Below are 15,851 nucleotides of genomic sequence, written 5' to 3'. Positions count from 1 at the left end.
TATGAAACAATTTATAAGAGCAATATTAATTTTATTTGTTTTAGCGACTGTCCGACCTTTATCGTCACAGGAAAGTAATAACCAAGAACCAACGGGTACTGAAAACGTGGCCTACAAATGGGGCAAAATGGCATTGGATGCCACGGCCTCGGATACGGAACGTTTTAAACCCAGACCTACGATAACGTCCAGATATTTAGGATTGATTTTTACCTCTATTTTTGATGCGTGGTCCCGCTATGACAAAAGTGCACTTCCGGTTTATTTAGCTGATGTTGCGCGTAGACCCTCTGAAGAACGGACGTTGAAAAACAAGGAAATCGCAATTAGTTACGCCGCCTTTGGAGCCATGATGGAATATTATTATTCCGATACTGAAATGTTCCGTGGTTTAATGGAAGAACTTGGGTTGGATCCGGACGATGTATCCTTGGACCCGAACACACCTGTAGGCATTGGGAACTTGGCCGCCAAAGCAGTAATAGAAGCTCGGAAAAATGATGGTAGCAATCAATATGGGGAAGTTGAAGGTTCCAACGGAGAACCCTATTTTGACTACACGAACTATCAACCGGTAAATTCCGCAGATGAGAATACGGACATTAACCGTTGGCAACCAAAATATTTCTCGGATGGTAAAGGTGGCCAATACGCCCCGGGATGCCTAACGCCTTATTGGCAATTGGTAAAACCGATTACCTTACAATCCGCGGCACAGTTCCGTCCCGGTCCACCACCTATGGTAGGTTCCAAACAATTGGAGAAAGAGGTCAGGGAAGTCATAGATTTACAGGCCAACCTTACGGATGAAGACAAGGCGCTCGTAGAATTCATGAGAGATGGGCCGCAGTCCGTTCAACAAGCGGGACATTGGCTAAAATTTGCACAGGATGTTTCCCGGAGGGACAACCACACTTTGGATGACGATGTTAAAATGTACTTTCTAACGGAAATTACCGCCATGGATGCCTTTATAGCTAGTTGGGATTCTAAAATGTTCTATGATTATGCAAGGCCCTATGCGCTGGTACACGATTATTACCAAGACCAGATTATCAAGGCTTGGGGCGGACCCGGAAAGGGTGTCGTAAAAATGAAAGGGGAAGAATGGAGACCCTATTCTCCCGATGTTTTCCTTTGTCCTCCTTTTCCCAGTTATACTTCCGGTCACAGTACCATAAGTGGTGCCTGCGGAGAAGTGTTACGCCTTTTTACGGGAGATGATTATTTTGGAGAGGAAGTAACGCTCATTCCCGGTTCCTTAACGGAAACGGACTCCTCTAATTTTGGAAAACCCGTCACCATCAAATTCCCTACTTTTACGGAAGCAGCGAATATGGCGGGAATATCCCGCGTTATGGGGGGATACCATATACAATCCGACAATATAGCTGGACTGGAATTGGGACGGGACGTAGCTGCTGAAAGTTGGAAATTCTACAACAAACATCTCGGAAAATAAATTATCCCATTACTATGAATATTATCATGTTCTAGTATTCTTTTGCTGCTGATATTTGCATTTTTAAATTGAAAAAATTATGAGAACAGTATCAGTAGCGGAGGCTGCTTCCCTTATAGAATCAGGCAATCGCGTATTTATACAAGGAGCTGCCATGACACCCAATACTTTGGTCGATGCCCTTTGTGAGCGATATCACGAACTGGAGAACGTAGAAATCATTTCCATACACACCGAGGGCGATGCCAAATACGCACGGAAACCCTATAGCAATAGTTTTAGAATGAACAGCTGCTTTGTAGGTGGCAACGTCCGCAATATAGTGAACAGTACGCAAGGAGATTATATTCCTATTTTTCTAAGTGAAATACATTTATTGTTCCGCAAGCGGATTCTACCCTTGGATGTGGCCATGGTGCAAGTTTCCCCACCGGACAAGCATGGCTTTTGCTCCTTGGGCGTATCCGTAGATATTGCCCTACCGGCCATACAGACCGCAAAAAAAGTAATTGCACAGATAAATCCTTTTGTGCCGCGCACCCATGGGGACGGCATCATCCATATAAAAAATATTGATTGTGCCGTTACCGTAAATGCCCCTATCCATACCCATGGCATCACGGAAATTTCCGAAGTGGAGCGCAGTATTGGAAAAAATGTAGCCGAGCTTATCGAAGATGGGGCTACCCTACAAATGGGCATCGGGAACATTCCGAACGCAGTACTCAATAACCTTCAGCATCACAAACGCTTGGGCGTTCACACCGAAATGTTTTCGGACGGGGTGCTCCCACTTATTGAAAAGGGAGTGGTCACAGGTGAGGACAAAGAGGTGAAAACCGGAAAGATAGTGACCTGTTTTGCCGTGGGTTCCCAAAAGCTATATGATTTTGTAGATGACAATCCACTAGTACATTTCAAGGAAGCCGGTTATACAAACGATACCGCCATTATTAGAAAAAACCCCAAGGTCACTGCTATAAACAGTGCCATTGAAATAGATCTTACAGGACAGATCTGTGCAGACACCATTGGAAGCAGACAATACTCCGGTGTTGGCGGACAGATGGATTTTATTCGCGGAGCCTCTTTGTCCCCTGGCGGAAAACCTATTTTTGCCATGCCTTCCGTTACGGCCAAAGGTGTTTCCAAGATTACGCCCTACCTGAAACAAGGTGCCGGGGTCACTACTACCAGAGCACATGTACATTATGTTGCCACGGAATATGGAATTGTAGATCTTTTTGGAAAAAATTTAAAACAGCGGGCCAAAGCTTTAATTTCCATAGCCCATCCAGATTATAGGGAACAATTGGAACGCGATGCCCATAAGCGATTCAAAAATGGATAATACCAATGCAAAAAAAGCAATAACCGATAGGGACGATGTACAAACCTTGGTCAGAACCTTTTATTCAAAAATTAGAAAGGACGACACGTTGGGGCCAATTTTTAATAACATTATTGTTGATTGGGAAGCGCACTTGGAGTTGTTGACGGATTTTTGGGAGACCCAACTTTTTCTAAAGCGAAAATACCACGGCAATCCAGTAACCGCCCACCAAGAAATGGACGAGAAAATGCACCACTCTATCTCTTCAGAACATTTTGGCCTGTGGCTGAACATCTGGTTTGAGACCATTGATACGCTTTTTGAGGGCGAAACCGCATGGATTGCTAAAAACAGGGCTCAAAAAATGAGTACCATGCTATACCTACAAATCTATCAACATCGGAAAAATCAAGATTGAACCAGTGTTTTGGTTTTAGCAAATTGTTCGTAAATGAGTTGTTTTTCAGCTAATGTGAATTCCTTGGCCGCAAACCAATCATGCACTTTTATCTTCTCGTTTTCCAGTTGTGCTTTTCGGATGGCGTTTAGCGAAACCTTATGCCAATGCGAGCCTTTTTTTCGGGATACGGAATAACCCACATCTTCCATAATATAGGAAGGCTTGGCCCTGTTCACCAAGCGCACGCCGTTCTTTAAAATTGCCAACGTCTCCGTAAGGCGTACCACCTCCAAAAATGTATATCGGGCAAAATCATCAAAGCCCTGTTGTTCCACATTGTACATTTTATCGCCCACTATCAATTTCTCCATGACTAAAAAAATGCAAAACTAAACGCTTTGTCCTATTTCTAAAACCTTATGTATTTTAATTGTTCACAAATTCAAAGTAAAAATAAAATATACTTTCAAAACATTTGTATTTTCGTACGCCATCCTTCGAAAGAATTGGGACGATATACCTATTCTCAAATAATTTCAAGCTCGAATACATAGATTAACTACTAAATGAGACTTAGTATTATATTGCCTATTTACAACGTTGAAAAATACATTTCTCAATGTATCGACAGTCTTATTGATCAAGATTTAAATCAAGAAGATTATGAAATCATATTAGTTAATGATGGATCGGAAGACAAAAGTGAGGATATAGCAAAATCATATTGTAAAAACTATTTCAACGTCCATTTATATGTTCAAAAAAATGCCGGAGTGGGCAGCGCCAGAAATTATGGACTGGAAAAAGCAAAGGGAGAATATATCTATTTTTTAGACCCTGATGATTTTTTGACAACCAATGTATTATCCCAACTTGTTAATGTCATTGAAACAAACAATTTAGATGTTATGACATTCAATTCAACAACTTTTAAAACCATCAAATCCGGTCCCAGTAATTCTTCTTCTAAAACCAAGGAATCTGCTACCCTGTCAAAAATAATCAGTGGAGAGGACTATATCGCATCTATGGCCCATAGTAGTGCGGTCTGGTGGTTTTTTATAAAACGAGAATTCCTGGTTGCCACAAATTTGAAGTTCCTTGAGGGACAATGGATGGAAGATGCTATTTTTATGTTACACCTCTTTCTGAAAGCTAAAAGAATAGCCCACTATAACTTGATGGCACATAACTATAGAATTGCTCCTGGCTCTGCCATGACAAGTAAAGAACCGGCTCACTATCTTAAATTGACCAGGGATTTTAAAAACGCAGCTATCTATTTCAATAATATAATAAATGATCTGAAGACCAGAGAAACAAATCCGAACACCATAGAACAGATAAAAACCAAACAACAATCATTTGTTTTTTTAGCCATGATGAGAATGATTAAATCAACTATCAGGTTCAATGAAGTAAAATTAATAGTAAAGGAAATTTCAGATATAAAATCCTATCCAATTACTCATTTTTTAGGGCATGATTTTAATCAAACTTATCACCGTTTCTTAATACGTTTAATAAACAACAGATATAGGTTTTATATACTGTTTCTATTAGCAAATCCTTTTTTCAGATTAAAGTATAGATTTTCCAAATAGAATAAACGGAGACTTTGTTTTTAACGAAAAAAGTGGATATTTTCCGTTGGAAAAATCCACAACCAATTATAAACATTACCGTTGGGGGATAATGGACCTATCGGTACGCAAAAGACAGTGTACCCCGTACGCCTCCCTTTTTTCGCTACATATCCCCAATAGCCCCAAACCCTTAAAAATTAATTCAGTACCTTATGAAATGAAATATTCTAAAAGTACTTTACTAAGTCTAGGGGCTATTCTCTTTTTTCTAGTTTCTTCCTGTAAAAACAACACGCCAAATGCAAATTTATCATCGTTAAATCTACTGAGAGGTGAACTACAGCTGTGTGGTAATGGTGAGTTTGGAAACGTCAATTTTTCTGAGCCCTGTAGTTATGAAACAAGAGAAACTTTCAACCTTGCTATTTCTTTGCTTCATTCCTTTGAATATATTGAAGCAGAAAAAGCATTTGTGAAAGTTATAGACAAAGACCCTACATGTGCTATGGCATATTGGGGAGTTGCCATGAGTATTTATCACGGATTATGGGCACCGCCAGAACAATCAGTTTTAGAAAAAGGGACAAAACTGCTTGCCGTAGCTAAACAATTGCCCAAATCCAAAAAAGCAGAACAGTATTTAGAAGCTATTGGCGCGTTCTATAAAGATTGGGAGACCGTTGACAATCAATCCAGAAAAGAAATCTATGCAAAAAAGATGCAAGATATGTATGAAGAAGATAAAGGCGATACAGAAATCGCCATTTTTTATGCTTTGGCACTTCGAGCTTCAGCTGTTCCTTCTGATAAAACCTATTCAAAACAACAAGAAGCTGGGAAAATACTGGAAAAATTATTTATAACAGAACCGAATCACCCAGGAATAGCACATTATATTATTCATTCTTATGATTATCCGGAATTGGCCAAACTAGGACTGAGCACAGCAAGGCGCTATGCAGATATCGCACCAAATTCTGCACATGCCCAACATATGCCATCACATATATTTACACGTCTGGGTCTTTGGAATGAATCAATTGACACTAATCTTAGTTCTGCTGAATCAGCAATTTGTTATGCAGAAAGCATTTTACCTGGAGCGCATTGGGATGAAGAAGTACATGCCATGGGCTATTTGGTTTATGCCTATTTGCAGGTAGGAAACAATAAACTTGCTAATGAACAATACGAGTATCTTAAATCTTTTAGCGAAATATTTCCGCCAAACTTTAAAATCGCATATACGGCCGCTGCTATTCCTGCACGTTTAGCTGTGGAAAACAAAAATTGGAAAGAAGCTGCAAGTATTGAGTTACCTCAAATTGCGGGATTAGAGTGGCAGAAATTCCCTTGGCAAAAATCATTGTTACATTTTGCAAGAGCTTTGGGAAATATTCATATCAATAATTTAGAATCTGCTCAAAATGAGCTTGACTTATTACGTTCTTTTGAACAAGAATTGATAACATTGGAAGATGCCTATAAAGCGAACCAAGTCGCTATCCAAATAAAAACCATTGAAGCGTGGATGGAATTGAAAAAGGGTAATCATGATATAGCGTTATCTCTTATGACCATTGCTGCAGATATGGAAAGTAAAACATCCAAACATCCCGTAACCCCAGGTGAAATCTTACCAGCTGATGAACTTTTAGCAGATATGTTATTAGAATTGAATAAACCACAAGATGCTTTAACGGCTTATGAAATAAATTTAGATAGGCGTCCAAACAGGTTCAATGGTATTTATGGTGCAGCACTGGCTGCGAAACAATCTGGTGATATGGAAAAAGCAACACTGTATTTTGAAAGCTTACTTAAGCAAACCAAGAAGGTAAATAGCGATAGACCAGAAATTAAAGAAGCAAATGATTTTCTTAAGAAGAATATTATTTAATATGAGATTTAAAATATCATATCTAATGTCTATGGCCTTTATAACATGCTTCGCAATCTCTTGTAATCAAACAAAAGAATTGCCAGTTTATAATCCATCAGATTTTAATCCAGAATTGGTTGATGCAGGTCTACAAAACACAAGTAAAAATCATACCGTTGCGGATTTTAAATTAATAAATCAGAATGGAGATACGATAACTCAAAACCATTATAAGGATAAAATATATGTGGTCGATTTCTTTTTCACAAGTTGCCCCACCATCTGCCCAATAATGACGACTAATATAGCTGAACTACAAAATCAATTTTTAAAAAATGAAGATATTATGTTCTTGTCCATATCTGTAACTCCAACTATTGATAGTATTCCTGTATTACGAAAATATGCAACCGAAAAAGGTGTGATAGACTCCAAATGGAATATAACTACCGGAAATAAAAAACACATTTACGAATTAGCCAGAAAAAGCTACTTTGCTGTTGTAGAACAAGGCGATGGAGGACTTCAAGATTTTATTCATACACCGAATTTTATACTCGTGGATAAGAAAAAACAAATACGTGGAATTTATGATGGAACGAACAATAAAGAAATTGAACGATTAATAAATGATATACATAATTTAACAAAAGAAATTTTATAAAATACAACTGGCTACAACACTAATAAATCAATTGTTGGTGCAAGCATACTTGCAAAATCCTTACGCGTTTTCTATTCAATCTTTACTTGCTGAACTAGGGCTTATACACACTGCTACTCTAATTTAAAACCGTTAGGGATCAAGACCTACCGGTACGCAAAAAAAAGTTAGGCGTACGGGACGCGCCTTTTTCGCTCTATGTCTCCCAATGGAATCTGTACGTCGCCCCCCATGATACAGGTTTTCCTATCTTACAAGCAATGCTCAATAGCCAAAAAGCACAGCCTCCAACTTTTCATGTAACCCATGAGCGCAACGATGACCTACCCGTGGGGCTGCCCCCACAGGCCATATACAGATTCCATTGACAATCATTCGACAAAAAATCTGTAACGAATATCTAAATTGAAATACAAACTATTTAAATCTGAGTAAAATGAAAAAAATAACTAAAAGAAAAACATTAATTCTATTATCTATTGGAATGTTTGTCATTGCTGCTTCACGAGTATTTTCTCAATACTATGAAGTGTCTGATTTAGCAAAAGGTTCTTTTGTAGGTATTGGAATTGGATTATTATTTATGTCATTAATTTTTGGAAATTTCAAAACTGCGGATAATTAACATTAGTGAAATCAATAATGATATTCATAAAGTTAGAAATCGATTGGCAAAATTAGAATTCACAACTTACAAAACAATAAACCTTAAGCCATTCCTTTCATTGTCAGTAAAGTAGCGGTCCAAACAATGAGCGAAGATAAAAATATGCCTATGGTATTGGCCACGAAAGCCCGTTTCTTTTCGATATTAAAAAGATAGCTTGCAATACTACCGGCATAGACGCCAGTTCCGGGAACGGGAAGCATTACAAAAAAAATGAGACCATAAAAACCGTACTTTTTGATTTTATCCCCAGACCCTACTTTGGCCTTACGCGCAACATATATAGCCGACTTCTTGTAAAAATTCCATTTAAGGAGATATTTATTGATGTGCCTTAGAAAAAAATACATGATCGGGAATACCAGAACGTTTGCTATAAAACAGGCCAAAAGCACCAAATAACTATTCACACCCTGAGCCAATCCATAAGGAATACCCACTTTGGCCTCTCCGAAAGGTGATATACTCCATAACATAGCTATGATTAAATCCTTCATCCAGATTTGGGCTTTAATAATTTGCAAAGCTACGTCCCAAAAGAAGTATTCCCCCTTTTTAAATCATAAATAATCGCTAAAATGAAACTATCGACCAAAAAAAGAGGGCCTTTCACCCTCTTTTAAAACCAATGTATAAAATAGTAGAACTACTATCTTAAATTTTAAAGGTGAGCACGGGCAATACCGCATGATTGGCTACATCTTCCCCAATACTCCCCATAAAGAAATGTGACAGACCCTTACGCCCATGTGTGGGGATTCCAATGATATCCGCATCCACTTCCTTGGCAAAATTGAGTACCCCGTTCTCTACGGAATAATCATTATGGATAGCGATGAGTACATCATGACCAGTAATCTTACAAAAAGTCTCTATCTTTTCCTGGATTTCGGTAGTACTTAAAAAATCATCTCCGGGAGTATTTACATAGACAAGTTTTAGTTCACATGACATGAACTCTGCTATGGCCATAGCCCTTTGAAAAGCATGAATATTTTCTTCTTTTAAATCACAGGCAAAAATCATCTGCTGGGGGTCGAAGTTTTCAAATTTCGATTTAATAACCAAAACGGGGACATCTGAATTGCGTACTACTTTCTCCGTATTGGAGCCAACGAAAATTTCTTTAAGGCCTTCCGTACCATGACTCCCCATAACTATAAGGTCCGCATTACATTCTTCCGCAACTTCCCCTACTTCCTTGAATACCTTAAAATGTTTAATTATAGGTACCACTTCAATATCCTTTAGAAAAGGCTTCTCCAAAAACTCTGTAAATCTTTTTTCCGCCAATTTGATCAAGAATACGGTATGTTGTGGGTGAACACTTTCTCCTGAAGAGATTATGGCTTCGTTCAGCTCCAACATATGAATCGCATAGATGGTAGCCTTATTTTTCTTTGCCATGGTAGCGGCTACTTCTAGCGCGTATTCCGATTGACCGGAAAAATCTATTGGGACAATTATATTCTTCATAACAATTCTATTTTAGAGGATTTAAACAAAGTAGATATATACTTTTAATTCACTAGACCGTCATTGAAAACAGACGTGTTTCCATTTCCTTTTCGTGCAATCTTAAATCAAAGGCCATAGCTATATTGCGGACAAAGGGCCTCCCTTTTTCCGTTATTTTAAGTCGATGTTCACTCATTTCCAACAAACCATCGTTTAGCATTTCAACAAGCCTATGCAGGACCTGTGACAAATCATCAAAATATAGCTCCTTATCGGACCAAGAGGTTTCTAACCTACACATAAGGTTTAAAATATGCTTTCTTACTTTTTCATCTTCGGAGGTTAAAATATGTCCGCGGAAAATGGGAATGATATCACTTTCTACCAAATGTTGATATTCTTCTACGTTCTTGACATTTTGCGCAAATCCATACCAACTATCGCTTATGCTTGACGCACCCAAACCGACCATTAGCTGGGTCTTGGAAGCGGTATATCCCATAAAGTTACGATGCAGTTCGTTTTTTTCCACTGCGTTGTAAAGCGCATCCGTTTTAAGGGCAAAATGATCCATCCCTATTTCTGTGTAGCCCAACGCTTGCAATAAACCTTTTCCTTTTTCGTATTGCCTGCGTTTTTGTTCTGCGGTCGGCAAATCCGAATCCCGATAGCCTCTTTGTCCGTTTCCTTTTAACCAGGGCACATGCGCGTAACTGTAATAAGCCAAACGGTCCGGCATCAATTCTTTTGTTTTTTGAATGGTCGTCATCACATGTTCCAATGTCTGATGCGGCAACCCAAAAATAATATCGTGCCCAACTGAGATATAGCCTATTTCCCGAGCCCAATTGGTAACCCTTTCTACGTTCCCAAAAGGTTGCACGCGGTGTATTGCTTTTTGAACCGTCTCATTATAATCCTGAACCCCGTAACTGACCCTTCTAAACCCAACATTATATAAAGCTTGTAAATGTTCTTTTGTGGTATTATTGGGATGCCCTTCAAAACTAAACTCATAGGCTGTTGCTTTATCCGCTCTCTTAAAAATACCATTGATCAATACTTTTAGGTTTTCCGGACTGAAAAAAGTAGGTGTACCGCCACCCAAATGCAATTCCTTCACCGTGGGGCGTCCTGAAAATAAATTACAGTATAAGGACCATTCCTTTAACACGGAATATATGTAAGGTAGCTCCACATCATGCCTTTTTGTAATGCGTTTGTGACAACCACAAAATGTACACATACTTTCGCAGAATGGTAGATGTATGTACAAGCTGATACCCTCCTGATTATTGGATTCTATAAAACTTTTTTGAACTGAAGCTTCCCATTTTTTTCCTGAAAACGAGTGGATATCCCAGTAAGGAACCGTTGGATAACTGGTATATCTAGGGCCGGGAACATTATACTTTTGAACAAGACTACACATAGGCTGTTAAGGTTTTTTACAAACCTATTGCCTTATGCTTCCATAAAATATGATAATTATCAGGTTATGATTTTTTAAAAGGTAGCTTTCATCCAATTATAGGGATTCCTTTTCATCCAAAGTCCTCTGGTAAAGTCAGGAAAATCCTGAGGTTCGCCGTTGTTGGCAATAGAAACTTCAGATAAAGGGGTCACGGCACTCCATGCTGCGGCATCATAGGCATCCAAGGGCGGGGCCATATTCGCCTTGGCAGACTCTATAAAAGAATTCAGCACAAAAAAATCCATCCCACCATGCCCGGCTCCCGATGCATATTCCCCATATTTCTTCCATAAAGGATGGTCGTATTTTTCTAGCCAAGCAGTAGCTTCGTCCCATTCATGGGGTTCTGACTGGCCTTCAATATAAATCCTATTCCCATCTACCTCCCATAATCCCTTTGCACCTTGTACCCGAAAACCCAAGGAATAAGGTCTTGGCAAATTACAGTCATGGGTAATGATAATTGTTTCACCATTGGCCGTATCTATGGTTGTGGTGATAACATCTCCCTGTTTAAATTTCACTTTGGTATTCGGATGGTCCTTTCCTCCAACGTCAACGATATAATTATGAAGACCAATGGCCTTTGTGGCATGGGAAGTCAAAGAAACAAAGCGATTTCCACGGTTCACATCGGCCATCACCGCAATAGGTCCCAATCCGTGCGTAGGATACACATCCGCATTTCTTTTGACCGAATGCGCGGTACGCCATTTGGCTTCCGAAATTCCTTTTTCGCCAAACTCCGCCCCTTTTCCATAAGCCGTTTTACCATCATTGAATTTCACGTGTCTTAAATCATGTTGGTATCCACATCTAAAATGTACCAACTCTCCAAGAATATTTTCTTTCACCATTTTTAGTACGGCCATGATATCCCTGCGATAATTCACGTTTTCTAGAATCATCATATGCGTACCGGTAGCTTCATGCGTATTCACCAAATCCCAACATTCTTCCAAGGTATTTGAGGCAGACACCTCTACCCCGGCATATTTTCCGGCCTCCATGGCATCTACCGTCATTCTTGTATGCCACAACCAAGGCGTAGAAATGATGACCGCGTCTACCCCTTTAAGCATTAAGAGATTTTTATAATCATCATTGTTCTTTCCAAAAGTCATAGGCTTCTTAAAACCTGCTTCCGAAATCAAATTTTTCGCCAATGCTACCCTTGTAGGGTCTACATCACATATTGCGGTGATGTTCACATCTTTTCGCAATAATAGGTTGGATAAGTGATTGGTCCCACGAAGACCAACCCCTATAAGGCCTACATTTAATTTATCGTTCTCATGAAATCTTTTGGTAGCGAATGACGGAATCGCAAATAATCCCGCTCCTGCCAAACTTGTATTTTTGATGAAGTCTCTTCTCGTAGTCATAAGTGCCCCGTTATATTTCGTTATAAATTATGAAAAAGTTAATAGAATGGATAAAATAACCTCAACTTAATATACACATCTTCAAATATTTCATGTGTTTAGGGACAATGCCTATTTTTGCAACATAAACAAAGTCAACCATGACATTACTTTTAATGGCCGCTGGAAGCGGTAGTAGATACGGAAAACTAAAACAGTTTGATGATTTGGGACCCAAGGGGGAGTTCTTGATGGAATTTGCCATGTATGATGCCATCAAGAATAACTTTGAACAAATTGTCGTGATTACCAAAGCAGAAAATGTTACTTTCTTGGAGGAGCATTTGAGCACTAGACTTCCGAAACATGTTCAATTAAATGTCCTGGCCCAAGAATTAACGGATTTACCGGATGGGGTGGAATTTACCGGAACAAGGGCAGAGCGTAAAAAACCATGGGGTACGGCGCATGCCGTTTGGACCGCAAGGAACGTTATTTCAGGTCCTTTCGTTGTCATCAATGCCGATGATTTTTATGGACAATCGGCATATCAAAAAGCGGCAGATTTCATGTCTGCCAATACTAACGCTTATGCCTTGTTGGGATATACCTTAAAAAATACGTTGTCAGAACACGGCTCCGTTTCCAGAGGGGTTTGTAAAGTACAGGGCGATGATTTGCTCTCTGTTGAAGAACGATTGAAATTGATACAGAAAAACGATGTCATCATAGATGAAGACACTGGTCTGGAATTTACTGGAGAGGAACAGGCCAGCATGAACTTTTGGGTTTGCAGACCTTCTATTTTTGATAAAATTGAATCCGAGTTCAGAATCTTTTTGAACGATGATGAACGTATTGCGAACAGTGAACTGTATCTGCCCATTACCATTCAGGAAATGCTTCAGGCCAATGAAGTGGAGGTAAAGTGTATTCCTTCAGGTGGAGATTGGTTTGGGGTTACCTATGCCAGCGATAAAGAAAAAGCGATGGAAAGCCTTCAAAACAAAACAAGGGAAGGTCAGTACGTTTCCCCTTTATGGAATTAGAAAACAGCACATACACCCTAGATGAACTTCGAGAAATTCTAGGGTGTTTTTCTATTCCCCAATACCTTTTTACGTATCGACCCTTAACAGCGGGATTCATCAACAATACTTTTTTGGTCTCGGCCCAGGGCAATCCCTTATATGTCTTGCAGCGCATAAATGATTCCGTTTTTGAGGACATACACGGATTAATGCACAACGTAAAAAAAGCACTTGGCCTTCTTAAAGCTGATGACTACGTTACCTTGACACTATTCCAAACAAATAAGAAAGTGTCCTTTTTAAAACACAAAAAGGGTTACTGGCGGTTAATGAATTACATTCCTAACAGCACAACCTTTGACACTACCGAGAACCCTAAAATCGCTTTTGAAGCTGGTAAAATCATAGGAAGATTCCATTCTTTGCTACAGGCGGAAAATCCAAAAGAATTTGTTGACACGATTCCACAGTTTCATGATTTGGAACTCCGTAAAGCACAATTTCAAGATGCGCTGCAATCGGCACAGAAAGAAAAATTAAAAACAGCACAAGAAGCCATAACTTTTGCGCAAGGGTTCTTTCAAGAATTAGGTAAAGTCGATTTGAAAAATTTACCGCTCAGGGTCTGTCATAACGATACCAAACTAAACAATATTTTATTTTCAAAAACTTCCAAAGAGGCGTTATGTTTAATTGATCTGGATACGATAATGTCCGGCTATTTTTTTTATGATTTTGGAGATGCCGTCAGAACCATTGTCAATACTGCTCCCGAAGATGAGAAAGACCTGGGTAAAATTACTTTTGACCAAAACTTATTTACATCTTTCGTAAAAGGTATTGTGTTACATAAACCCTTTCTTTCCGAGGAAGAATTAAGTTCACTGTCGTTGGGGCCTATATTCATGTCCTTCATTCATGGCCTTCGGGCTTTGACAGATTATCTTAATCATAACAAGTACTACAAAGTATCCTATGAAAATCAGAATCTGGACAGGGCTTTAAGCCTGTTTTGTTTTGCAAAAAAAGCATCGGAACAAAAAGAATTTATGACCCGCCAGATCTTAGAAAATCTAAATACTTAAATCGTCGTATTGTAACTAATTTCCAACGCTTCATAATCTGATTTCAATCCCTCACACATAGGACATTGATAGGATTCCGGTAATTTTAGAAAGGAGGTTCCAGGGGCTATACCACCCTTTTCGTCGCCATAACCCTCATCATAAATAGTGAGACAAGACTTACACTGATACACTTTGGTAAAATTGGCTTTGTGCTTTATGGGTTCTTCCCGTTTTATATTTACTGTTCCCAATTGATCAAAATATTTTTTGCTTAATTCCATCAACAAGCCCGGAAGCTCAATTTTATCCACATCTTGCGCATAGGAAATATAGGATTGCGTATTCGGGTCAAAGTTCATGAAATGCAGTACGTTATAGGTAGGCCTTACCTCAAAATCCTTGACAATGGCGGGTGCCTGATTTTTCTCTATAATTACCGATGAAAAATGAGAACGTTTTCCAACATCGTTGCTGATACCAAAGGTCAAGCCATAGGTACTGATATCATTCTGGTCAAAACTCCGCACCAAAAACTTCTTCAGTTCCAAGGCATCCTGATCGTCTACGGGCACGTGCCAGTTCATCTCCAATTGGGAATGCCTCACATTGATTCCCCATCGGCCTAGAAAACGTTCCAATTCCTGTCTGGCGGACTGTTTTATATTTTTTACAATGAACGATTTCCATGGGGTAATGCTTATTTTACCAATGCTGTTATCCAAGCAGAAACCACAGAAATCCTTTAAAAATTTTAGATCATATTTATTGTTTCTCCAGTACAGCCCCAACCAATATTGGTCCAGCCCCATGCGGTTCATACCCTCGTAATAGGGGAAGGTCAAATATGGGGTTTGCAAATCTTTGTCTATGGTCCTGCTGTTGGTATCTACTACTTGGTTTACCACATCAAAAAGTGAAGCAACATCCTTCGTAGTCTCATAATATTCCTCAATAGCTTTGGAGATGGTGACAATGTCCCAACTATAGACCAAAACAGGGTAAAATGTAACGGACTCATAATGGGGCAGGTTAATGTGCAAATACCAATAATCTTCCTGTTCCGAAGCTATAAAATTAAGATTACCATTAAAAATGGGAACCAAACGTTGTTTAGGGTCCGTGATGTTGATTTTAAGCTTGGGCAAATAATCAAAACGCTCCAAAATATAAAGATAGGTTGACCCTTTAAGCCAATAGGTCATCTCAAAAACATCTGCCGAAACATAGGAAGAAACAATATTTTGATAACTCCTTTCCGAGATGATATCCGTGTTGTATTGAGAAATACTTTCAAGTGTTTTCTCTTCCTGTCCTTTTAGCGGGAACAATAAATCTTGCCGAGAACCAAAATAAACCTCATTGAGCCCAGCAGCTTCCAGCATGGTAATGATATCCTTTAATTCGCCCGGGGAGGTTACTCCGCCTTTGAGCATTATTCTATGTAAATCGTCATTCATAGCCAT

The 15,851-nt window shown here is 39.1% G+C and carries 15 protein-coding genes; 9 read left to right on the top strand and 6 right to left on the bottom strand.

Annotation, left to right across the window (positions count from 1 at the left end; all coding sequences use genetic code 11):
- Position 1: 1 nt before the first annotated feature.
- From ACKWBX_RS03105 to ACKWBX_RS03095, 3 genes are all read left to right on the top strand, one after another.
- Positions 2 to 1,462 carry a vanadium-dependent haloperoxidase gene (locus ACKWBX_RS03105; protein ID WP_413967180.1) on the top strand — a complete coding sequence of 487 codons (1,461 nt, stop codon included), beginning with the start codon at positions 2 to 4 and terminating at the stop codon, positions 1,460 to 1,462.
- A 79-nt stretch (positions 1,463 to 1,541) separates the two neighbouring features.
- On the top strand, positions 1,542 to 2,813 hold the full coding sequence (locus ACKWBX_RS03100; RefSeq protein ID WP_413967179.1) for an acetyl-CoA hydrolase/transferase family protein: 1,272 nt from the start codon (positions 1,542 to 1,544) through the stop codon (positions 2,811 to 2,813).
- Positions 2,806 to 3,213, top strand: a complete 408-nt coding sequence (locus tag ACKWBX_RS03095) for a group III truncated hemoglobin (protein WP_413967178.1) — start codon at positions 2,806 to 2,808, stop codon at positions 3,211 to 3,213. The genes ACKWBX_RS03100 and ACKWBX_RS03095 overlap by 8 nt, the downstream gene beginning before the upstream one ends.
- Here the strand turns inward: ACKWBX_RS03095 and ACKWBX_RS03090 are convergent.
- Positions 3,204 to 3,566: a pyruvate kinase gene (locus ACKWBX_RS03090; protein ID WP_413967177.1), complete on the bottom strand. Its 363-nt coding sequence runs from the start codon at positions 3,564 to 3,566 to the stop codon at positions 3,204 to 3,206. The two genes, ACKWBX_RS03095 and ACKWBX_RS03090, sit on opposite strands and share 10 nt — an antisense overlap.
- Positions 3,567 to 3,761: 195 nt before the next feature.
- Between ACKWBX_RS03090 and ACKWBX_RS03085 the strand changes: the two genes are divergently transcribed.
- From ACKWBX_RS03085 to ACKWBX_RS03070, 4 genes are all read left to right on the top strand, one after another.
- The gene (locus ACKWBX_RS03085; protein WP_413967176.1) at positions 3,762 to 4,799 is read left to right on the top strand and encodes a glycosyltransferase; all 1,038 of its coding nucleotides are present in this window, start codon (positions 3,762 to 3,764) and stop codon (positions 4,797 to 4,799) included.
- A 199-nt stretch (positions 4,800 to 4,998) separates the two neighbouring features.
- Positions 4,999 to 6,681, top strand: coding sequence for a tetratricopeptide repeat protein (locus tag ACKWBX_RS03080; RefSeq protein WP_413967175.1), 1,683 nt, complete (start codon positions 4,999 to 5,001; stop codon positions 6,679 to 6,681).
- Position 6,682: 1 nt separating this feature from the next.
- On the top strand, positions 6,683 to 7,327 hold the full coding sequence (locus ACKWBX_RS03075) for an SCO family protein (protein ID WP_413967174.1): 645 nt from the start codon (positions 6,683 to 6,685) through the stop codon (positions 7,325 to 7,327).
- Between the two features lie 436 nt (positions 7,328 to 7,763).
- Positions 7,764 to 7,952, top strand: a complete 189-nt coding sequence (locus tag ACKWBX_RS03070; RefSeq protein ID WP_413967173.1) for a hypothetical protein — start codon at positions 7,764 to 7,766, stop codon at positions 7,950 to 7,952.
- Positions 7,953 to 8,035: 83 nt separating this feature from the next.
- Here ACKWBX_RS03070 and ACKWBX_RS03065 read toward each other — a convergent pair whose 3' ends face one another.
- The 4 genes from ACKWBX_RS03065 to ACKWBX_RS03050 form a co-directional block, all read right to left on the bottom strand.
- Positions 8,036 to 8,491 (bottom strand): COG2426 family protein, encoded by a 456-nt coding sequence (locus tag ACKWBX_RS03065; RefSeq protein ID WP_413967172.1) that lies wholly within the window; start codon positions 8,489 to 8,491, stop codon positions 8,036 to 8,038.
- A gap of 157 nt (positions 8,492 to 8,648) precedes the next feature.
- A complete protein-coding gene (locus tag ACKWBX_RS03060; protein ID WP_413967171.1) occupies positions 8,649 to 9,470 on the bottom strand; it encodes a universal stress protein in 822 nt (273 codons plus the stop codon).
- Positions 9,471 to 9,522: 52 nt separating this feature from the next.
- Positions 9,523 to 10,884: an oxygen-independent coproporphyrinogen III oxidase gene (gene hemN / locus ACKWBX_RS03055; RefSeq protein WP_413967170.1), complete on the bottom strand. Its 1,362-nt coding sequence runs from the start codon at positions 10,882 to 10,884 to the stop codon at positions 9,523 to 9,525.
- A gap of 74 nt (positions 10,885 to 10,958) precedes the next feature.
- Entirely contained in the window at positions 10,959 to 12,311 is a 1,353-nt protein-coding gene (locus tag ACKWBX_RS03050; RefSeq protein ID WP_413967169.1) for a Gfo/Idh/MocA family protein, read from the bottom strand.
- A gap of 140 nt (positions 12,312 to 12,451) precedes the next feature.
- Between ACKWBX_RS03050 and ACKWBX_RS03045 the strand changes: the two genes are divergently transcribed.
- Positions 12,452 to 13,339, top strand: a complete 888-nt coding sequence (locus ACKWBX_RS03045; RefSeq protein ID WP_413967168.1) for a nucleotidyltransferase family protein — start codon at positions 12,452 to 12,454, stop codon at positions 13,337 to 13,339.
- A complete protein-coding gene (locus ACKWBX_RS03040) occupies positions 13,330 to 14,406 on the top strand; it encodes a phosphotransferase enzyme family protein (RefSeq protein WP_413967167.1) in 1,077 nt (358 codons plus the stop codon). Before ACKWBX_RS03045 ends, ACKWBX_RS03040 begins: the two co-directional genes overlap by 10 nt.
- Here the strand turns inward: ACKWBX_RS03040 and ACKWBX_RS03035 are convergent.
- Positions 14,403 to 15,845 carry a rubredoxin gene (locus tag ACKWBX_RS03035; protein ID WP_413967166.1) on the bottom strand — a complete coding sequence of 481 codons (1,443 nt, stop codon included), beginning with the start codon at positions 15,843 to 15,845 and terminating at the stop codon, positions 14,403 to 14,405. The genes ACKWBX_RS03040 and ACKWBX_RS03035 overlap by 4 nt on opposite strands.
- Between the last annotated feature and the right edge of the window lie 6 nt (positions 15,846 to 15,851).

The sequence above is a fragment of the Maribacter algae genome (genome assembly GCF_047345745.1).
Lineage (GTDB): Bacteria > Bacteroidota > Bacteroidia > Flavobacteriales > Flavobacteriaceae > Maribacter.
Note: the sequence above shows the minus strand (reverse complement) of the source record. Positions and strands in the feature narration are given on the sequence as shown.